General features: G+C 65.4%; 16 protein-coding genes and 1 tRNA gene. 7 read left to right on the forward strand and 10 right to left on the reverse strand.

The window, feature by feature from the left end; all coding sequences use genetic code 11:
• The first annotated feature begins 19 nt into the window (after positions 1-19).
• A complete protein-coding gene (locus AC3IPM_RS17085) occupies positions 20-409 on the forward strand; it encodes a hypothetical protein (RefSeq protein WP_489301440.1) in 390 nt (129 codons plus the stop codon).
• A gap of 75 nt (positions 410-484) precedes the next feature.
• Positions 485-1,135 carry a DNA-3-methyladenine glycosylase gene (locus tag AC3IPM_RS17090; RefSeq protein WP_489301441.1) on the forward strand — a complete coding sequence of 217 codons (651 nt, stop codon included), beginning with the start codon at positions 485-487 and terminating at the stop codon, positions 1,133-1,135.
• A 27-nt stretch (positions 1,136-1,162) separates the two neighbouring features.
• On the opposite strand, the gene AC3IPM_RS17095 is transcribed toward AC3IPM_RS17090, so the two are convergent.
• The 9 genes from AC3IPM_RS17095 to dtd form a co-directional block, all read right to left on the reverse strand.
• Positions 1,163-2,194 carry a DUF5694 domain-containing protein gene (locus tag AC3IPM_RS17095; RefSeq protein WP_489301442.1) on the reverse strand — a complete coding sequence of 344 codons (1,032 nt, stop codon included), beginning with the start codon at positions 2,192-2,194 and terminating at the stop codon, positions 1,163-1,165.
• Between the two features lie 486 nt (positions 2,195-2,680).
• Positions 2,681-5,941 (reverse strand): type I restriction endonuclease subunit R, encoded by a 3,261-nt coding sequence (locus tag AC3IPM_RS17100; RefSeq protein WP_489301443.1) that lies wholly within the window; start codon positions 5,939-5,941, stop codon positions 2,681-2,683.
• A gap of 45 nt (positions 5,942-5,986) precedes the next feature.
• The gene (locus tag AC3IPM_RS17105) at positions 5,987-7,195 is read right to left on the reverse strand and encodes a restriction endonuclease subunit S (protein WP_489301444.1); all 1,209 of its coding nucleotides are present in this window, start codon (positions 7,193-7,195) and stop codon (positions 5,987-5,989) included.
• A 2-nt stretch (positions 7,196-7,197) separates the two neighbouring features.
• The gene (locus AC3IPM_RS17110; RefSeq protein WP_489301445.1) at positions 7,198-9,306 is read right to left on the reverse strand and encodes a type I restriction-modification system subunit M; all 2,109 of its coding nucleotides are present in this window, start codon (positions 9,304-9,306) and stop codon (positions 7,198-7,200) included.
• A gap of 286 nt (positions 9,307-9,592) precedes the next feature.
• Positions 9,593-10,135, reverse strand: a complete 543-nt coding sequence (locus AC3IPM_RS17115; protein ID WP_489301446.1) for a tyrosine-type recombinase/integrase — start codon at positions 10,133-10,135, stop codon at positions 9,593-9,595.
• Positions 10,136-10,567: 432 nt separating this feature from the next.
• Positions 10,568-10,643 (reverse strand) — tRNA-Ile (locus tag AC3IPM_RS17120).
• Between the two features lie 56 nt (positions 10,644-10,699).
• On the reverse strand, positions 10,700-11,371 hold the full coding sequence (locus tag AC3IPM_RS17125) for a hypothetical protein (protein WP_489301447.1): 672 nt from the start codon (positions 11,369-11,371) through the stop codon (positions 10,700-10,702).
• 141 nt (positions 11,372-11,512) lie between these two features.
• Positions 11,513-13,360, reverse strand: a complete 1,848-nt coding sequence (gene rpoD / locus AC3IPM_RS17130; RefSeq protein ID WP_489301448.1) for an RNA polymerase sigma factor RpoD — start codon at positions 13,358-13,360, stop codon at positions 11,513-11,515.
• 90 nt (positions 13,361-13,450) lie between these two features.
• A complete protein-coding gene (gene dtd / locus AC3IPM_RS17135; RefSeq protein WP_489301449.1) occupies positions 13,451-13,891 on the reverse strand; it encodes a D-aminoacyl-tRNA deacylase in 441 nt (146 codons plus the stop codon).
• Between the two features lie 87 nt (positions 13,892-13,978).
• Between dtd and AC3IPM_RS17140 the strand changes: the two genes are divergently transcribed.
• The 4 genes from AC3IPM_RS17140 to AC3IPM_RS17155 all read left to right on the forward strand — a co-directional run bounded on the left by AC3IPM_RS17140 (position 13,979) and on the right by AC3IPM_RS17155 (position 18,244).
• Entirely contained in the window at positions 13,979-14,896 is a 918-nt protein-coding gene (locus tag AC3IPM_RS17140; protein WP_489301450.1) for a lauroyl acyltransferase, read from the forward strand.
• A gap of 67 nt (positions 14,897-14,963) precedes the next feature.
• On the forward strand, positions 14,964-16,100 hold the full coding sequence (gene ribA, locus AC3IPM_RS17145) for a GTP cyclohydrolase II RibA (protein WP_489301451.1): 1,137 nt from the start codon (positions 14,964-14,966) through the stop codon (positions 16,098-16,100).
• A 48-nt stretch (positions 16,101-16,148) separates the two neighbouring features.
• Positions 16,149-16,700 carry a PH domain-containing protein gene (locus AC3IPM_RS17150; protein WP_489301452.1) on the forward strand — a complete coding sequence of 184 codons (552 nt, stop codon included), beginning with the start codon at positions 16,149-16,151 and terminating at the stop codon, positions 16,698-16,700.
• The gene (locus tag AC3IPM_RS17155) at positions 16,697-18,244 is read left to right on the forward strand and encodes a PH domain-containing protein (RefSeq protein ID WP_489301453.1); all 1,548 of its coding nucleotides are present in this window, start codon (positions 16,697-16,699) and stop codon (positions 18,242-18,244) included. The genes AC3IPM_RS17150 and AC3IPM_RS17155 overlap by 4 nt, the downstream gene beginning before the upstream one ends.
• A 59-nt stretch (positions 18,245-18,303) precedes the next feature.
• Here AC3IPM_RS17155 and AC3IPM_RS17160 read toward each other — a convergent pair whose 3' ends face one another.
• On the reverse strand, positions 18,304-19,362 hold the full coding sequence (locus tag AC3IPM_RS17160) for a CDP-glycerol glycerophosphotransferase family protein (RefSeq protein WP_489304193.1): 1,059 nt from the start codon (positions 19,360-19,362) through the stop codon (positions 18,304-18,306).
• On the opposite strand from AC3IPM_RS17160, the gene AC3IPM_RS17165 reads away from it, so the two are divergent.
• Positions 19,361-20,179 (forward strand): glycosyltransferase family 2 protein, encoded by an 819-nt coding sequence (locus AC3IPM_RS17165; RefSeq protein ID WP_489301454.1) that lies wholly within the window; start codon positions 19,361-19,363, stop codon positions 20,177-20,179. The two genes, AC3IPM_RS17160 and AC3IPM_RS17165, sit on opposite strands and share 2 nt — an antisense overlap.
• Positions 20,180-20,210 lie beyond the last annotated feature (31 nt).

Here is a 20,210-nt window from a genome sequence, read left to right on the forward strand (position 1 = left end):
CCGACCGGAGATCTCCGCCATGCACCCGACCCGCCTCGCCCTCCTCGCGACCGTGCTTGCAACCGTTGCCGCCCTGCCGGCCCACGCCGCAGACACCACCCGTTACCTGGACCTGCGCAACCGCGCCCACGACAGCGTGGTGGCCGTGGCGATCGCGCCCGCCGGCAGCGACACCTACCAGCCCCGCCCCATCACCGCATTGACCGGCGGCGGCGACGCCACCACCCTCGCCCTGGCCGGCGACACCTGCCGCTACGACCTGCGGCTGACCTTCAAGGACGGGCGCACCGCGCGCTACACCGACGTGGACGTCTGCCGCGGCCGCACGCTGGTGATCGCCCCACTGCCGGCCGGCGCAGCGCAAGCGCAGCGCCCCGTGGCCAACGCGGCGGTCCCACACCCGCGCTGAAGCCACGCGACAGCGCCGTGATGCGCCGTCAATACCAACGGGTGCATGCTGGAAGGCCGAGCAGGAGAACCGTCCGTGCCGTCCCCCGCCGCCCCGACTACGAACACCGCACAGCAGGCCTGGATCACCCTGCCGCGCGCCTTCTACCAGCGCCACCCCACCGAGGTGGCGCCGGCGCTGTTGAACAAGATCCTGGTGCGCGATGACGGTCGCGCCGGCCGCATCGTCGAGGTGGAGGCGTACGCCGGCGCGCAGGATCCGGCCGCGCATTCGTTCAAGGGCATGACCCCGCGCACCACCACCATGTTCGGCGAGGCCGGTCACCTGTATGTCTATTTCACCTATGGCATGCACTGGGGCGCCAACGCGGTGTGCGGCGAAGTCGGCCAGGGCTGGGGCGTGCTGCTGCGCGCACTGGCGCCGCTGGCGGGGCTGGACCTCATCCGCCAGGCCCGTCCCGCCATCCGCCGCGACCGCGACCTGAGCAGCGGCCCCGGCCGGCTGTCGCAGGCGATGGGCATCACCGGCGCCCTGGATGGCGCCGACCTGGTCGGCAACGACCGCGGCATCCGCATCGTCTCCGACGGCATGGCCCCCAGCAGCGCCCCCGTGGTGGGGCCGCGCATCGGGATCAGCCGCGCCAAGGAATTCCCGTGGCGCTGGCATGTGCCCGACGAGATGAATGTGTCGGTGCGGCCGCGGCGGGGTGCACCACGCATCCCGTGATGCTTCGCCAGCGACGCACCGGATGGACTACTTCAGCACCGCCTGTGCATCCACGATATCCACCCCTGACATCTGCCCCAGCCAGCCATCGAACCAGGGTTTGTGCGAAGCGCCCACGATGTTCAACACGCGCGAGCCGGGATGGTCACGGACGACCTGGAGGATGTTGCCGACCATGCGCAGGTTGCGCAGCTCCCAACCGTTTACCCAGATCTGCGGATAGTGCTGCGGCGATGCTGCGGCGAGTGCAGCGCGCACATTGTTGTCGGCAAGAACCCTCAATGCGTTCGGGCGGTTGACCGCACGATAGAGCGGCAGCAGATCCTCGCGCTGCACCAGCACACGCTGCTCCCGTTCCAGTGCAGCAACGCCGGAACGATCGGCCTTCCAGGCAAGCTCCACGGCCTGGCCGAACGCCTTGCGGTCAGCCAGCCGATGCGCGTCACCGGTATGGTCATCAACGGCATGCACGCGCTGCAGGCCCAACCGTGCGGCGAGCACCGCGGCGATCTGCAGGACCTCGTTGTTGTGCGTTTCCATCTTGCGCAGCTGTTCGACCAGCGCCTCCTCCAGCCCATCGCCACTGCGGCGCGCGTCGGAAGACAACTGCAACCATTGTGTGTAGGCCGAAGCAGGTTCGCCGGCAGCCAGGAACAGCGCGGCCAGATGCCGGCGCTGTGCGGGCGTCGGTTCGGCTGGCCACGCGGCCAGTACCTTGTCGACCGCTGCGATCGCCGCCGGCACATCCAGGCCTGTCGCCAAGCGTGCCGGCTCGGTGCTTGCACAGTAGTCTTCACCATAAATTTCAGCATGGCGCGTGGCCAGATCGCACTGCTCACCGCTGATGGATTCCACGGTGATATAGCCCGGCTTGAATGCTTCCAGCTTGTCCAGCAGCGGGCCCCACGCCTTGGCATTGAACCCTGTGTGCTGCGACAGGTGCACGCTGCCCAGGGTCAGCATTTCGGTACGCGGTCCGGTCATACCTTCATCCAGCGCGTCCAGATCGATCCCGGCATGTGCGGCAGCGGGCATCATCAACAGTGCTCCAGCGAGCAACCTCCCTGCATGCTTCATGTATCACCAGTCATCCGTGGGCGTGATGCCATTGGTAGCAGGAAGCGCTGCGCGGGGGCAATGTGAACAAGGTCAGGGATGCGTCAAGTCAGCACCGGACTCTAAACCCGCTCACTACTCAGGCCGGGGGGACGTCGGCTCAAACCTATGATGGCAGTTGCCAAGAGTGTGAATGCTGTTGAGCAGTCAGGGTGGATATCGCGCACCATCGCTGCTTGGGCAAGCATCTTGGTCGTTCCAACACCGGGCGCACCCTCACTCCTGGCCAGCTCGTTGGCCCACTTGATCCAGCGCCGCCGGTCTTAGCCGCATGGAGGCTAAAGGGGCCTGCATATTCGGGCCTCGGTGAAGCGTGGGAGGTGACCTGGCGATGTCAGCTTCTGGCCCCAGAACGCCATGGGACCCGAAGCGGTCGGTTACTGTCACCGGTTGTTGAACAAATTCACTGCGATCCATCGCTACCCGCGCTCATGCTGCCCACTTCCTGCCGCGCAGTGCGTACTCAACGGCAAGGTCATAGACGTTGTCGCACTTCTGCTTGAAGGTGGTACGGTCATAGCTTTCCGGCAAGTCCGCATCAAGCACGCGTTCGATTTCCGCGCGCACCTGCTTCTGCGTCTGCGCGCTCTGGTGCCAGTTCTGAATCAGTACCTTGGGCTGCTCCTCCACCAGGCGCTTCAGCAGGTGCTTGGCGGCCAGCTTAACGCGCTGGGTCTCTTCCTGCGTCAGTGACTCCTTATTCAGCAGATCGAACAGCTCCAACTCGTCCTCCGTCAGGCCTTCGCGGATGTGTCGCTCGGCCTCTTCCTTCAGCTCCTGGGCATACGCGGTCAGCTCGTCGTAGTAGTTCTCGGTGGACGTGGCGCCGGAGTTGTAGGCGTCGATCACATTCTGCAGCCGCTGGATGAAGCCCACCCGCGTGCTGTTCTGCGCCAGCATCTCGGCCAGCTTTCGCTGCAGAAAGGCCTGCAGGTCGGCGATCTGGATGTTCTTGAAAGGCGCCTGCTGGAACTCCTCGCGCAGCTTCTCAACGTTCACCTTGCTGAGGTCCCAGGCCTTGCCGCGCTGCACGATCTTGTACTGCGCCTCGAACTCCTTGGTGGAAAGGGCCTCGGCCTTGTCCACCACCACGCTGGCGTCCAGCAGCGCCTCGATGCGCTGCACCGCGCTGTCAATGTCGACCTGCTCGACGATGCTGTCCATCACCCCGCGCAGGTACTGGAAGGCCGACACCACGCGGCTCAGCTTGCGACCCAGCACCTCAGGCTTGCAGGCCTCGTACAGCGAGGAGATCGTGTTCTCGTAGACGTTGAAGGACTTGCGCTGCTCGTCGCTGGCCAGCAGCGTGTCGGCAAAGCCGTTGAACTGGCCCAGCTTGGTGAACACGTCGCCGCGGTCCAGCGCCTCGTGCAGCGGCACATCCTGGCTTTGGCAGTAGGCCAGGCCCTGCTCCATGGCCTCGTCCAGCAGCGTGAACAAATGACTCTTGTCCCGCACCGGCAGCTCGTCGTCCTCGGGGCCGGCGGCGTAGTCCTTTAGCGCCTTCTTCATGCGGCGGAAGACGTTGTAGTAGTCCACGATCTCGCCGTGGCGCTTGGCCACGCCCAGGATCTCATGGCCGCTCACCCGGTTGGCCCGTGCGATGGTCTGCATCAGCGTGTGGCCCTGCATGGGCTTGTCCAGGTAGAGCGTGCTCACCGTGGGCGCGTCGAAGCCCGTCAGCCACATCGCGCAGACGAACACCAGTTGCAACGGGTGCTCCGGGTCCTTGAAGTTGAATTCAATATCGTGGCCGTGCTCATCCAGCGCGTTCATGCGCTGGCGGTGCGGCTTGATGTCCAGCCCCTTCTTCGCGAACTTCTCTTCCTCGCCCGCCTCCTCGCTGATGATCACCGCCATCTGCACCGCGCCCATCCAGGCCTTGAGCTGCTTCAGGCGCTGGCGCTCCACGTCGTTGGTCGTCGCGGTGATGCGGCCGTTCAGCGCCTTGATCTCGGCCTTCCACAGAGCCTGCACCTTGTAGAACATCGTCACGGCGGTGAACTTGTCCACCGAGATGACGATGCCCTTGCCCAGGTAGCCGCGGCGGGGGAAGTGGTAGACGATGTCCCGCGCAATCGTGTCCAGTCGGTCCTCGCGCTTGACGACCTCCATCTCCTGCGCGAAGCGCTTCTCCAGCTTCTCCTGCGCCTCGCCGTCGAGGTTCTCGTCTTCCAGGATCGCAGCGAACTCGTCGCTCAGGTCGTCGTTCTGGATCAGCACCTCCGGCACACGCTTCTCGTAGAAAAGCGGCACCGTGGCGCCGTCTTCCACGCTCTGCTGGAAGTTGTACTCGGACACGTAGTCGCCGAACCAGACGTTGGTCTTGCGCTCCTGGCCCAACAGCGGCGTGCCGGTGAAGGCCAGGAAGTTGGCGCGGGGCAGGCCCACACGCATGTTCTCGGCCAGGCCCGCGTACTGCGTACGGTGCGCCTCGTCCACGATGACGACTATGTCGTCGCGGTCGGACAGCAGCGGGTAGTCCTTGCCCTTCTCGAACCGGAACTTCTGGATCAGCGTGAACACCACTCGCTTGTTCTTCCCCAGCATCTCGCGCAGTTGCGCGCTGCCCTTGGGCCGCACGTCGTCCTTGGGCGCCACCACGCCGGTGTGCAGGAAGTTGCGGTAGATCTGCCCATCCAGGTCGTCTCGGTCCGTCACCACCACGAAGGTGAAGCTGCCGGTGAGCTTGCGGAAGATCTTGCGCGTGTAAAACACCATCGAGAAGCTCTTGCCCGAGCCCTGGGTGTGCCAGAACACGCCCAGCCTGCCGCCCAGCTCACGCCGACGCCTGAACTGCTCGAAGGCGTTGTTGACGCCGATGAACTGGTGGTTCTGCGCGATGACCTTCTGCGTCTCGCGGTAGAACACGCAGAAGTTCTCCACATAGTCCAGCAGCCGCTCGGGCGTCAGCAGGCCCAACACGGCGCGCTCCACGCTCAGGCCCTGCGCGGCAATGGCAGGGCGGTCCAGCTGTTCCTTCTCGTCATCCACCCGCAGCCAGGTGAAGAAGTGCTCCCACTGCGCGGTGATGCTGCCCAGCCGGGTCTCGATGCCGTTGCTCAGTAGGCACAACGCATTGGCGGTGAAGAGCTGCGGGATCTCGGCCTTGTAGGTAGTCAGGTTGTCGTCGAAGGCTGCGCGCAGCTTCACGCTGCTGTTCTTCAGCTCGATGAACACCAACGGCAGGCCGTTCACGTACAGCAGCAAGTCGGGCCGGCGGTAGCCATGTTCGCCGCGCACCCAGAGCTGGCTCACCGCCAGGTAGTGGTTGCGGCCGGTGCGCGGATCATGCGCGTCGAAGTCGATGACCTTTAGCCGCTCGGTCACGGTCTGCCCCGCCTGCGGCCCGGCCTCGGGCTTGTAGGTCACCGGCACGCCGTCGCGTATCAATCCGTCCATCTCCCGGTTGGCCGCGACCAGGCTCATTGCCGTGCGCGGCTGCACCAGTTGCGCCAGAGCCTGGCCCACCGCGTGGGCCGGGGCCTGCGGGTTAAGCCGCTCCAGCGCGGTGCGCAGCCGGTCGGCCAGGATGACCTCACGCTTGTCGGCGCGGCCGGAGCCGTCGTTCAGGTCATCGGGCTGGGCCGTGAAGCAATTCAGCGCATCAAAGCCGCACAGGTGCTGCAGCCGCTGCAGCAGGGCCTGCTCGATGTCGTCCTCGCTGATGAAATTCTTCGCGGCTGCCACGGCACCTCCCTGGTGTTGCTGCTTGTGGAGTAGAAAGAAGACCTGCTAACGGGCTATCGCCTCCTCACGCTGCGCGGCCTCTGCGGGCGGCGGCTGCATGCTGGGCGGGAACTGGATGTCTAACGTCTCGACGCGGAGCTTGCCGGAGATCAGGCGGGGGAGCAGGGCGTCACGGGTGGAGACAAGCTTCGCGCAAGCCAAGCGCAGCGTCTGCGCCTGCGCCAGAAGTGGCTCAACTAGTTCATCAAACTTAGCTTGGGAATCTGCCGGCGGGACGTGCACCTTGATGCTCTTCAGGTGATTCCGATTCAAGGTGGGCACGCCCGCACCGGCGTTGAAGTTTTCCAGGTGAAGGCCTCGAAGCGTGAAGTACACCAAGTTCGGCGAGTTGCCCTTGAAATCCTTGACCCAGAGCGACGTGTTCAGCGGCCATGCTGGCTCCCTCACATACAAGACGGTGCCCAGCGAGCCCGACCGGCCAGTGGTGATCACGGGCGGCTCCACCCTCGCGACGTTGTGGAACCCTTTGATGGAGGTGGACGCAATCACAGGCACCAAGCCGGGCTGCATGTCTCTGTCCGGCAAATCGAATCCACGTTGAAGCTCACAGAGGCTGTCGAAGGGCTGCAGCCGCTTGGGCGACCTGTTTGCTTCGGCATCGACCGGGCAACGCATCCGCACAAACCACTCGCGGTAGATCTCTTCGGCCGTGGAATCCAGCAACGCGATGCGGCGCCGGTTGTTGGCGATCAGGTCGTCGTAGGCGGTGAGCAGCGCAGCAATCTTCTGCTGCAGCTCGTAGGCGGGGAACCAGAACCTCAATTTCAACAGCTTGTCCATGCTGAGGTTGTCCTGCGTCGTGCCTTTGGAGATTTGCTCCATGTGCCCTCTGAACGCGTCAAGACAGTACTTCGTGTAGCGAACGTCAGCTTGGTGCGGATGAGGTGTGAACCCCAAGATGCTGTCTGGAAAGCACGCAGGAATCGCAAGGATTGCCGTATCTGCAATGTTGGCCGCAATCGTGATGCACAGCGTCCCCTCCGGCCAAAGCTTGCTCTGCGCAAGGCCCTTCGCGTTGTATGTCTGGGTGTACTCCGTCAGATAGAACGGTGCGTGCTTCACGTCGCCCGTTTGGACGAACGGATACTCGCCACCGTAGAGGTCGGGGTCATTGCGCGGTCGGTGCCTGGACTTTCCTCTGCCCAAGGTACCGACTTCCGTGAGCGTTTTGTATTCGAACTCGCGGGAGGCCATGGTCACTCCACCAAGGCGGCCAAGTTCTTCGCGATCACGTCTTGAAGAACCCCCGCCGACTTGGTCAGTTGGAACAGCTCGTCGTGAGCCGACAGCAGCTCTTCGGCGAACTCTTCCTCCGTCTTCCCATCCTCCTCAATCACCACACCCACATACCGCCCCGGGTTCAGCGACCAATCTTGCTCAGCAATTTCCTCGCGGCTGGCCAGCTTGCACAGGCCGGTGACATCTTCGTAGGCGGCGTTGGGGAAACGCTCCTGCAGCCAGCTCACATGCTGGTAGTTCAGCTCGGCGGCCTTCAGCTCGTCGTGCAGGGCCTGCACCGCCGCCTTCACGCCCTTGGTCTGGCGGTTTGCGGTGGCGCGCTTGCCCTCAAGCTTTGCGGCCTCGGCCTTGCGCTTGTCCATCTCGCGGATGGCCTTGTCCAGCGCCTTCACCGCTGCGTGCTGGCCGGTGAAGAAGGGCGCGAACTGGGCGCGCAGCAGGTGCTGCGCTTGGTTGCGCTCCTCCACGCTGTGCTTCTGGCCACGGGTGCGTTCGTGCTGGTCCTGCGCCAGCGCGAGCGCGACGAGCTGGCCCCACTGGGCCTGCAGCGCGGCAACGGCTTCGCGCGCAGCTTGGCTGGTTTGGGTATCGGCCGCTTCTTCAGCCAGCACAGCCAGCAGGCGGTCGCTCAAGGCGGGCAGGTGCTCGGCGGCTTCCTTGAGCTGCGCCATGCCTTGGTGCAGGTAGCGGTCCACCTGGTCCACGAACTCTTGGCGGCGGCCCTTGTGCAGGCGGGGTATGAGGGCGATGTTCTGGATCTGCGCGTCGCTCAGTTCGCGGTGGGCGCGGTCCACCTGCGTGAAGATGTTGCGGGCGTCGATGAACAACACCTTGTCATCGGTCTTGCCCTTGTCGAAGAACCACAAGGTTGCCGGCAAGGTGACGGTGTAGAACAGGTTGGACGGCAGCGTGAGCATGCCGTAGATGAGGTTCTGCTCGATCAGAGTGCGGCGGATGTCGGCCTCGGAGTGGCGGGCATCGCTGGCCGAGTTGGCCATCACCAGCGCGGCGCGGCCGCCGGGTTTGAGCGAGGTAGCGAAGAGGTTGATCCAGAGATAATTTCCGTTCGGTACGGTCTCGACGGCTTTCTCCTTGCCGTCTTTCCTGCCCGCCGCCTTTGCCTTGGTCTTGTTGCGGGGTACGCCGTAGGTGTTGAAGCGGCGGTCTTTCTCCACGGCGTCCAGCGTCACGTCGTCCACGTTGAACGGCGGGTTGGCCATCACGTAGTCGAAGGCGCCGAAGGCGTTGAAGGGGTCCTCGTAGTAGGTGTTGGCCTGCTTGATGTCGCCGCGCAGGTTGTTCACAGCAAGGTTCATCTTGGCGAGCTTGACGGTCTCCAGCGTCTTCTCGGTGCCGCAGACGAACACGTCCAGGTCTGCCGCCTTGTCGGCCTGGTGCTGGAGGATGAAGTCCGCCGACTGCACAAACATGCCGCCGGAGCCGCAGGCGGGGTCGAACACCTTGCCTCCATGGGGCTCGATGATCTCGGCCATCAGCTTGACGACCGAGCGTGGCGTGAAGAACTCGCCGCCGCCCTGGCCCTCGCTGAGCGCAAAGTTCGCGAGGAAGTACTCGTAGATCTGGCCGAACACGTCGCCGGTAGCGTCCACCGGGATGTCGGAGAACAGCTTGAGCAAGTCCTTGGGAATGTGCTGGTTCTTGGGGCTGCGGGTGAATCGGTCGTACTCCTCCTGCGGCAACACGCCCAGCAGCTCGGGCTTGGTGTTCTCGATGCTGGCCATCGCGGCGCGGATGGCCTTGGCGATGTTTTCCTTCTCGGGCAGGTTCAGCAGGTAGTCGTAGCGGGCCTTCGCATCGAGGTAGAAGCCACACTTCTCGATGGCAATCTCTTCCAAGGTACGCTCACGGCGCGTGCCCTGGAGCTTCTTGAATTCCTGCTCGATTGCCGCTTGGTGCTGCCGGTACTTGTTGTCCGCGAATTTCAGGAAGATCAGACCGAGCACTGGGGTGCTGTACTCGCTGGCCTTGAGATCGGAGTTGGCGCGGAGCTTGTCGGCTGCTGACCACAGGTCATTTTCGAGTTTTTTGAGCTGGTCGCGATTCATTCTATTGATCGTAAAGGGGTTTGACCTGTTCCTGTCTTGCCGCCAATGAACATGTTCTGACGCACAGACTCGGTCATGGCGCCCCATGGAGTTTCGATAGGCGTCTTGACGTTCGTAAACAAATCTTGAGTTGACAATCAAAGATGATACTAGCCGGAAGGCTGCTTGTGGCCGTCGGGCGTCATACGACCCATAGCGGCCATTGGAGCGGCCGCCGATCCTGCCACTGGTTCCATTTGTACGCTGCCTTGTTAGCCGGCCCCTGCCGCCCTAAGATCGAGTAGCATCAAGGCGAAGCGCGCAGATCGGTGCTTTGTGGGCGAGTCGCATAACCGGACCCACGGGTCCGTCTACTTGGTAGTTGGGCGCCACTACAGTTATTGCTGTGAGTTCCGTAGCTATGTCGGTCGAGTCCGATATCTGTGACCCATGACTCAACGATTCGCGCGTACTGGCGGGTGGAGAGATGGCCCGCAGCCCGCCCAGGGAACAAGTAGGATGCAGATGCTAGCTGGGCTTGACGGGACCAGTCAGCAATGGCGGACCTTGTCATCTCCGTTAGCTCAAATTGAACTGGCCTACCTGTTTTCCGCTGCAGTACGATCGTCCTCCTGGCGATGGTAGAGCCGTGAGATACATCTTTTAGCCGAAGGCTGACTAGATCGCACCCCCGTAGCTTTGAATCAATCGCTAGATTGAACATCGCCAAATCTCGAGCTTGCCCGGCCAGCTGTAGGCGCACCCGAATGGACCAAATGTCACTGAGTCTGAGCGGCGCCTTTTGGCCGACCAGCTTTCCTTTGTTCCACGGCGTGAGGTGAGATGGCATATGAGGCTCCCGGGTTGGAGCCTCTACCCTGCCTGCCTTACGTGACCTCCACTGGACTCGATCTTAGGCCGAAAGCGGATACCAAGCCGATGGGGGTGCGCGTATGCGATCAAGCGCCATTGGGTGCAGCACACTTGGGCCTGTCGATAAGCTGACCGATAGACACCACCATCACTTGGAGTCCTTCGGGCGTAGTTGTCGCCTAGCCGATGCTGAGGCACTTCAGCATAAGTTGGCCGCAGCCGGCAAAATTACCATTTACGGCTCATAAGTGATTGAATCGCCTAGGGCGGCAAGCTTCCTGAGGCCTCAAACCGGCCAACTTGTGCTTTAGGCTTTAGTACAAGTTGGCCGAAACGGCCAACTTATGCTTTCGCCCACAAGAAGAAAGTCGGCTAGGCCGACATTGCTGGACGTCGCCGGACATCAATATGGTGGGCCCACCAGGACTCGAACCTGGAACCAAAGGATTATGAGTCCTCTGCTCTAACCATTGAGCTATAGGCCCTTGCGGCCGCACAGTGTAGTGGAGGCCCGCGACCGGTTTCCACTGCCGGAAGCGCCTTACCGCTCCAACAACCGCATCAACCGCTCCACCCGCGCGCGGTTTTCATAGACACCGCGCAGGCCACCCATCGCCGCCCCGCACTGCCCGTTGTCGCTGACCACCAGGTAGGTGGTCCCCTGCAGCGACACCCGCGTCTCGCAGGTGCCCTCGCTCAGATGCAGGTTGCCGCTGATCTCGTCCGGCACCGCGCTGCCGATCACGGTCGGCGCTGCGTCGGCACCCACGCCCGGCGTGCTCAGCTCGAAACCAGCTCCCCGCGCCACGATATCCAGGGCGCGGCCGGCGCCGCCTTCCCAGTGCGCCACCCAGTCAGTCGGGCTGTTCTCGGCGTAGTTGGCGGTCTTCATCACACGCTGCGCCGGCGCCCAGCCCACCACCTGCTTGCCCGGGGGAAGTACCTGCACGCAGTAGTGCTCGTTCCAGCGGTCGCCGATGATCAGGCCGCTGCCCGGCTCCACCGCATCGCCGCTGCGGCAGCCGGCGTGTTCCTCGTCCAGGCAACCAATCTCTTCGCCCAGCAGCAGCACTTGTCCGGGCTCCACCACGCGGCCCTGGGCGTACTCGAACTGGGTACTGAAGAAGTCCGCCGTGTTGCACGCCGGCGGCTGCGGCGTGTCGGCCGAGGCGGTGAGCGGCAACAGGGCGAACAACAGAGCCACTGATTTCATCGGCATTCCTTTGACCACGTTTGAAAAGCGACGCGCATGCTAACCCGTTGCCACCGCATCGCCCAGCCGCGCATACGCCAGAAACAACAAACCCCGCTTACGCGGGGTTTGTGTTTACGCATCGCTAACTGGCTGGATCGATCAATCGATATCCAGGAAGCTGCGCAGCTGCTCGGACCGGCTCGGGTGACGCAGCTTGCGCAGCGCCTTCGCTTCGATCTGGCGGATGCGCTCGCGGGTGACGTCGAACTGCTTGCCGACTTCCTCAAGGGTGTGGTCGGTATTCATGTCGATGCCGAAGCGCATGCGCAGCACCTTGGCTTCACGCGGGGTGAGGCCGGCCAGCACGTCACGCACGGTTTCAGACAAGTTGATGTTGGTGGTGTTCTCGATCGGGGACTCCACGTTGGTGTCCTCGATGAAGTCGCCCAGATGGGAATCCTCGTCGTCGCCGATCGGGGTTTCCATCGAGATCGGCTCCTTGGCGATCTTCATCACCTTGCGGATCTTGTCTTCCGGCATGTCCATTTCCTTGGCCAGCTCCTCCGGCGTGGCCTCGCGGCCGTACTGCTGGAGCATCTGGCGGGAAATGCGGTTCAACTTGTTGATCGTTTCGATCATGTGCACCGGAATACGGATGGTGCGCGCCTGATCGGCGATCGAACGGGTGATGGCCTGGCGGATCCACCAGGTCGCATACGTGGAGAACTTGTAGCCGCGGCGGTACTCGAACTTGTCCACGGCCTTCATCAGGCCGATGTTGCCTTCCTGGATCAGGTCGAGGAACTGCAGGCCGCGGTTGGTGTACTTCTTGGCAATGGAGATCACCAGGCGCAGGTTGGCTTCGACCATTTCCTTCTTGGCCTTGCGCGCCTTGGCTTCGCCGTAGGCCATGGCCCGGCTGATTTCCTTCAGCTCTTCCAGTTCCAGCCAGGTGGTCTTCTCGATGTCGAGCGTGGCCTGCTGCTCGGCAATGATCTGGTCCTTGACGTCACGCAGGGCCGAAGACCACTTCTGCTTGCGCTTGAGGGCGTCTTCCACCCATTCCAGGTTGGTCTGGTTGCCTTCCCAGGAACGGATGAAGTCCTTGCGCGGCATGCGCGCGGTCACAGTCGCCAGGTTCAGCACGCGGCGCTCGTGGGACTTGATGTCGGCCATGACGTCGCGCAGCTGCTTGACCAGCACGTCGGTCAGCGGCAACGGCAGCTTCAGGGTCACGAACACGGCGGCCATGTCGTCGCGCAGCTTGCCCAACGGCTTGCGGTCGCCCTTGGCGGCCGCCTTCTTGAACGCGGTGTAGGCATCGGCCAGCGCCTGCATGCGGCGGGCGACTTCTTCCGGGTCCGGACCGGTCGGGCCGGCTTCTTCTTCAACGTCGTCGGCGTCGTCTTCTTCTTCGTCGGCGTCGTCATCGTCATCGCTGGTGTCTTCGGCCACGGCCGGAGCCGGGACTTCTTCCGCCAGGTCGTTGAAGCCGACGATCACTTCGGCCAGGCGCTTCTTGCCTTCCTTGTGCGCGTCGTAATCGGCCAGCAGCGATTCCACCGACACCGGGAAGGTGCCGAGTGCAGCCTGGACCTGGCCCAGACCTTCTTCGATGCGCTTGGCGATGGCGATTTCGCCTTCGCGGGTCAGCAGCTCGACGGTACCCATTTCGCGCATGTACATGCGCACCGGGTCGGTGGTACGACCACCTTCGGTGTCGAGCGCGCTCAGCGCGGCGGCGGCTTCTTCGGCGGCGGTATCGTCAACTTCGCGGTTGCCGGTGTTGCCGTCGTTGAGCAACAGGGTTTCTGCATCGGGAGCAACTTCATGGACATCAATGCCCATGCCGTTGATCATTCCGATGATATCTTCGATCTGCTCCGGGTCGACGATGTCGTCGGGCAGATGGTCATTGACTTCGGCGTAGGTCAGGTAGCCCTGTTCCAGGCCCTTGCTGATCAGAAGCTTGATGTCGTTTTGCTGGGCAGGACGTTCGTTGGCCATGTAGTGCTCGCGCCACCGGCTGGGAGAGGGAATAGAACCTAGCATTATACCAGCCCGGCGCCCCGCGTCCCCGGGCGGTGGTCCCGGGCGCTAAGGTCTGAGCAGGAAGGTCACTGGACCATCGTTGACCAGGCTGACAACCATATGGGCACCAAACTGCCCGGTTTCCACCCCCGAAGCGTGCTTTTGCCTGCAGATGTCGACCAGGCGGTTGAATCCGCGTTCAGCCTCCACCGGCGGTGCCGCCGTGCTGAAACCCGGCCGCATGCCGCTGGACGTATCGGCGGCCAGGGTGAACTGGCTCACCAGCAGCAGCCCGCCCCCGGTATCGGCCAGCGACCGGTTCATTTTCCCGCCCTCATCTGCAAAGACACGGTAACCCAGCAGGCGATCGGCCATCCGGGCGATCTGGGCCTCGCTGTCGCCCGGCTCCATGCCCACCAGGGCCAGCAATCCCGGGCCGATCCGGCCCACCACGGCGTCCTCGACGCTGACACTGGCTTGGGTGACACGCTGGATCAGGACAAGCATCGATACGGCCCGGTGGGTGAAGGCAGGCCACCTTAGCAGCGGCCCCGCGCCCACGGCCAACGCCGTCACCGGCTAGACTTTGCCCCGATGAAACCGCAAACCACCGCCCGCCTGGCCTATCGCGCCGCTGCCCTGTTCACCCGCCTGCCCTGGTCCTGGCTGCGTGCCTTTGCCGCCGTACTGGCCTGGCTGTGGATCCGCCTGAATGCCCGCGAGAGCCGGGTCACCCGGCGCAACCTGGAGCTGGCCTACCCCGAACTGGCCCCGGCCGAGCGGGCCCGCCTGCACCGTGAGGTGCTGCGCTCCACCGCGTTGCAGGCGGTGGAAACCCTGCGCCTGTGGACCCAGCCGCGTGAGCGCAACCTGGGCTGCCTGGTCGAGCGCCATGGCGAAGCCCTGTATGACGCCGCGCTGGCCGCCGGCAAGGGCGTGATCGTGGCCGCCCCGCACCATGGCAACTGGGAGCTGCTGAATCAGTGGCTGGCCTCGCGCGGGCCGATCGCGATCGTCTACAAGGCGCCCGACGAGGCGGTCGGCGATGAATTCCTGCAGCTGGTCCGCGGCGGCGACAACGTGCGCCAGGTGCGCGCCGAAGGCCCGGCGGTGCGGCAGCTGTTCAAGGTGCTCAAGGACGGCGGCGCCACCGGCATCCTGCCCGACCAGCAGCCCAAGGCCGGCGACGGGGTGTTCGCGCCGTTCTTCGGCATCGAGGCGCTGACCATGACCCTGGTCAACCGGCTGGCTGAACGCACCGGGGCCACCGTGCTGTATGGCTGGTGCGAGCGGGTCGGGCCGGGCATGCAGTTCGCCCTGCATATCGAACCGTCCGCGCCGGCGGTGGCCGACCCGGACCCGCGCATCGCCGCCAGCGCGCTCAATGCGGGCATCGAACGGATTGCCCGCCGCGACCCGGCGCAGTATCAGTGGACCTATAAGCGCTACACGCTGCGCCCGCCGGAAAGTGATGAAGTGGACCCCTACGCCACCGAGGAACATCCGCACTGAATGCGACGCTTGGTCGCGCCCGCAGCGCGATTGAATCGGCGCCATCCGTCCCCACTGTGAAACCACGATGTCCCCCACGGCCCCTGCCATGTCCCCAGCTGCTTCTTCCCCGTTCGGCGATCCGGCCGCGATCCGCTGCGAACGCGCGGTCGCCGAACTGCGTGCCGGCCGCCCGGTACTGATCGACGACGGCCAGGGCCAGCGGCTGGCCTTCATCGCGCTGGACAGCAGCACCCGCAGCAGCTTCAACGCCTTCGCCGAGGTCGCCGCGGGGCAGCACTACCTGTTCCTCACCGCCACCCGCGCGCGGGTGCTGGGCGTGACCGCCGAACGCGGCGCACGCGTACCGCTGGCCGGCATCGACTTCGATGCCCTGCCCTCGCTGAGCTATCTGCGCGAGCCGGAAACCATGCCGGCCGGCTGGAGCGCCGGCCAAGCGCTGGATGACGGCGCGGTGGAAATCGCCCGGCTCGGGCTGCTGCTGCCGGCCATGGTCGGGGTGCTGCTGGACCCGGCCGACCGCCGCTTCGACAGCTGCGCGCAGGTCTCGCTGTGCGACCTGCACCAGGGCGCCGAACAGGCCGCGCACGCCTACGAACTGGTGGCACGCTCGCCGGTGCCGCTGCGCGAGGTGGGCATGACCGAATTTGCGGTGTTCCGCGGTGGCGTGGCCCAGCGTGACCAGGTCGCGGTGATCGTCGGCACGCCGGACCTGTCCGGCGTGGTCCCGGTGCGGGTGCATTCTTCGTGCCTGACCGGCGACCTGTTCGGCTCGCTCAAGTGCGACTGCGGCGATCAGCTGCGGCGCGGCCTGCGCAAGCTCAAGGAACTCGGCGGCGGCGTGCTGCTGTACCTGGACCAGGAAGGCCGCGGCACCGGCATCGCCGCCAAGATGCGCGCCTACGGCTACCAGCACGACGGCTTGGACACCATCGATGCCGACGAACAGCTCGGCTTCGGTGCCGATGAGCGTCGTTACGGCAGTGCGGTGGCGATGCTGCAGGGCCTGGGCGTGCGTCGCGTGCAGCTGCTCAGCAACAACCCGACCAAGGCGCAGCGGTTGCGCAATGCCGGCATCGACGTGGTCGACTGCGTGCCGGTGACCGGCGATATCACCGCCGAGAACGAGCATTACCTGCGCACCAAGGCCGAACGCGCCGGCCATCTGCTCGACGTCGATGCGCTGATCCAGGCCGCGCAATAGCGCGCGGCAACCTGCTACCGTCAGCGCCACGGGCGCACGTCGCCCGGCATGCTTCCTCCTGCCGAGCGCCCCGCCTTGCCCGACGCCATCGACACCCTGCCGATTCCCACCCCACCGCCCCTGCCGGCCAGCCCAGACTGGCAGCCGCTGCCGCTGCGCGCCGCCTCGATTGCCGCCGCCGGCGGCGCGATCACCGGTGCGCTCCTGTTCGGCGGCGTGTTCGGCACGGCCTGGGTCATGCTGGACCTGCCGCAGCGCTGGTTCGGCGCGGTCGGCATGCTGGTGCTGGGCGCACTGATCGGCGCGGCCTTCGGCTTCCGCCGCCAGCGCCGCACCTTCTGGCGGCTGGATGAGCAAGGCCTGGGCGTGCGCCGCGACCTGATGTGGCAGCTGGAAACCCGGGTGCCGGTCTCGCGTGTGCAGCACCTGGACCTGCGCCGTGGCCCGATCGAACGCAGCGCGCGACTGGCTACGCTGGTGGTGCACACCGCCGGCAGCCGTTTCAGCGCGGTGACCCTGAGCGGGCTGGATGGCGCCGATGCCGAGCGCCTGCGCGATACCCTCGCGCACCAGCTGGACCAGGACGACGACGCCCTGTGAGTGTCCCGCCACCGGTCGACGCCAGCGTGATCGATGCGGCAGCCGAGCAGCGGCTGCACCCGTGGTCGTGGTTGTTCGTGCTGCTGATGCAGCTGCGCCAGTTCCTGCTGCCACTGGTGGCGCTGGTGGTGTTCGGCAATCGCGGCGACCGCGACGAGATGTGGTCCTACGGCGCGGCGGTGGTGGTCATCGCGGTGCTGGTCGGCATTTCCATCCTGCAGTACCTCACCTACCGCTACCGGATCGGTCGCGACGGCATCAGCGTGCGCAGCGGGGTGATATCGCGCAACCGGCGCGAGATTCCGTTCGCGCGCATCCACAACGTGGTGGTGCACCAGAACCCGTTGCACCGCCTGTTCGGCGTGGCCGAACTGCGCCTGGAGTCAGCCGGTGGCAATCGCCCGGAAGCGGAAATGCGCGTATTGAAGCTGGACCAGGCGCTGGCGCTGGAACAGCTGGTGCGTCATCGCGGGCAGGATGCCCCGCTGCGTACGGCTGACACTGACACTGACACCCCTGCCGCCGCAGCGGTGGCCGACGACACTGTGTTGTTGAAGCTGAGCACCTGGGACGTGGTGCGCATCGGCCTGCTCTCCAACCGCGGCTGGGTGGCGGTGGTCGCCGCACTGGGTGCGATGTTCCAGCTGTTCCCGCGCGGCACGGTGACCGGTGCGATCGAACAGGGCGGGCGCCAGGCCTTCGGTTATGCCAGCCACCTGCATCCGGCCACCTGGGTGTGGGCCGTGGCGGTGATCGTGGCCGTCGGTGGCTTCTGGCTGCTGCTGCGGGCGCTGTCGGTGGCCCTGGCACTGCTGCGCTATTACGGCTTCCAGCTGAGCGAACACGAGCGCCGCCTGACCGTGGTCAGCGGCCTGCTGACCCGCCTGCGCAGCAGCGTCGCGCGGCGTCGCATCCAGGCCTGGACGCTGCGCGAAAGCACCCTGCAGCGCTGGGTCGGGCAGCGTCACCTGCGCATTGATATCGCCGCGGGCGCTGCGGTGGAAAACGAACGCCGCGACCTGCGCGAACTGGCACCGCTGGCCACGCCGGCCGCCTGCGATGCGCTGGTGCAACACCTGCTGCCGCAGCTGCAATGGCCGCCGGCGCAGTGGCAGCCGGTGCAGCAACGCGGCTGGTGGCGGTTGTGCTTGGGCAGCCTGCTGTGGCTGCCCATCGTCGCCGCCGTGGCGGTGTGGAACGGCTACACCTGGAGCGCATTGATCCTGCTGTGGCTGCCCTGGTCGGCGTTCCGTGCGCACCGCCAGATGGCGCGCATCGGCTACCACCTCGACAACCACTACGTCGCCGTGCGCGGCGGCTGGTGGCAGCGCTGGTGGCGCTTCGCCGAACTGGACAAGCTGCAGTCGCTGCGCCTGTCGCGCTCACCGCTGGACCGCGCATTGGGCACCGCCAGCGTGTGGCTGGATACCGCCGGCGCCAGTGGCAGCATCGCGCTGTGCCTGCGTTACCTGCCCGAGGCCGAGGCACGCCGCGTGTACGAACAGCTGGCGCGCGCGTTGGCCAAACGCCGCCTGCATTGGTAAAGGAGCAGCCACGCATGGCGTGGCTCTACCCTCCCCCGCCACCCTGCGCGGGTGCGCGATCACCGCTTCGCCGGCCCCCAATACCCCAATTCCCGGCGGATCTGCAGCCCGCGCGTCCACGCCCCGAACGGCTTGCGCTTGAGCGTGCCCAGTTCACCGGCCAGGAAATCCTCGGTAGCCGCGATCACCCGCTCGCTGGAGTACCCATCGCGATAGGGGTGGATGGTGTCGGCATAGCGGATGATCTCGGCCTGCAACGCGGGCGTCGGATCGAGCGCCTGCGCCAGCATCGCCGGCAGCTGCGTTGCCTCTTCGAAATCGAGCATGTGCGGCTGCGGCACCCGGTTGCGGAAGGTCACCACCGGTTTGTGCTGGACCACGAACTCGGACACGATCGAGGACGTATCGGAGACCAGCACGTCGGCGGCGCGCTGCGCGGCCATCACCTGCTCGGGCTCGATGAAGGCCGCGTTCGGCCCGGCCAGCGCGCGGTAGCGCTCGAACAGCTCCGGTGCGCACTTGGGGTGCAGGGTCAGCAACCAGTAGCGCTCCCCGCCGGCGATGTCGGCGGCGATCTGCGCGTACAGGTGCGGTGCGGCGCTCAGGCGTTCGGTAAAGGTCGACCCGAACAGGATCACCGGCCGTCCCTGCGCCGGCACGCGCAACGCCGCGCTCAGGCCGCCGTCGTCGCGGAACAGCGGGTCCAGCTTGGGCCAGCCGGTCTGTGCCACGGCGAAGTGACCTTCGCGCGCGGCCAGCTCGCGGAACGGCTGCGTGGTGGCCGGGCCCTGGGTGCAGTACAGATCGAACAGGCCGCGCACGCGGAAGTGACCGCGCGCGCTGTCGCGCTTTTGTACGTTGAAGCCGTGGAAGACCTGCACCTTGGCCCCGGCGATGAACGGCGGCACCCAGTTGGCGGCACTGAACACCGCCCGTGGGCGCAGCGCCAACGCCTGCTGCAGGCCGACATCGGGCACCCCCGGCAGCGAAGATCCGGCCGCGCCGTCGGTGAACCAGGCCGACACCGATTGACCGGACGCGTGCAACGCCTGTGCCAGAGGGGCGAGAATAGGCAACGCATAGCGCTCCGTCGCAAACAGCAGGTACTCGGCCATCATGTCCTCCACGACCGCTCCCACTGAACGGCCTCGCATCTCGGCCTGCATTATCGCGTTCAATGAAGCCGACCGCATCGGCGATTGCCTGGCCTCGCTGGCCTTCTGCGACGAGATCATCGTCGTGGACTCCTATTCCACCGATGCCACGGTGGCCATCGCCAGCGCCGCCGGGGCCCGCGTGCTGCAGCGCCCGTTCGACGGCTTCCGCAGCCAGAAGGCCTTCTGCGTCGAACAGGCCAGCCACGACTGGGTGCTGTGCCTGGACGCCGATGAACGTATCAGCGATGACCTGCACACCGCGGTCCAGGCCGCCCAGGCCACCGGCTTCGACGGCCACCACGGCTACCGCTTCGCCCGCCTGTCGGAGTATTTCGGCAAGTTCCTGCGCCACGGCAATGCCTACCCGGACCGGGTGCTGCGCCTGTTCGACCGCCGCCACGGCGGCTGGCGCGGCAAGCGCGAGATCCACGAAGCGGCCAGCGTCGATGGCGCGGTGGGTACCCTGCGCGGCGACCTGATCCATTACCCGTACCGCTCGCTGGAGCAGCAGCTGAGCAAGACCCAGCGCTATGCACGGATGATGGCCGAGCACGAGTTCGCCCGCGGCAAACGCGCCACGCTGGCCAAGCTGGTGCTGGCCCCGGCCTGGCGGTTCTGGCGCGGGCTGCTGTTCCGCGGTGGCTTCCGCGATGGCTGGCACGGGCTGGTCTACGCCTATGTGCGCGCCAACTACGTGCGGCAGAAGACCATCATGCTGTGGATGCTCCAGCACGGGCAGCCGGTCAGCGACCCGCCGCGTCACAGCGACGCCGCCTGAACATCGCTGTGGCAGACTTTGCGGGCGTTTT

It is taken from the genome of Stenotrophomonas sp. GL_111 (genome assembly GCF_057835245.1).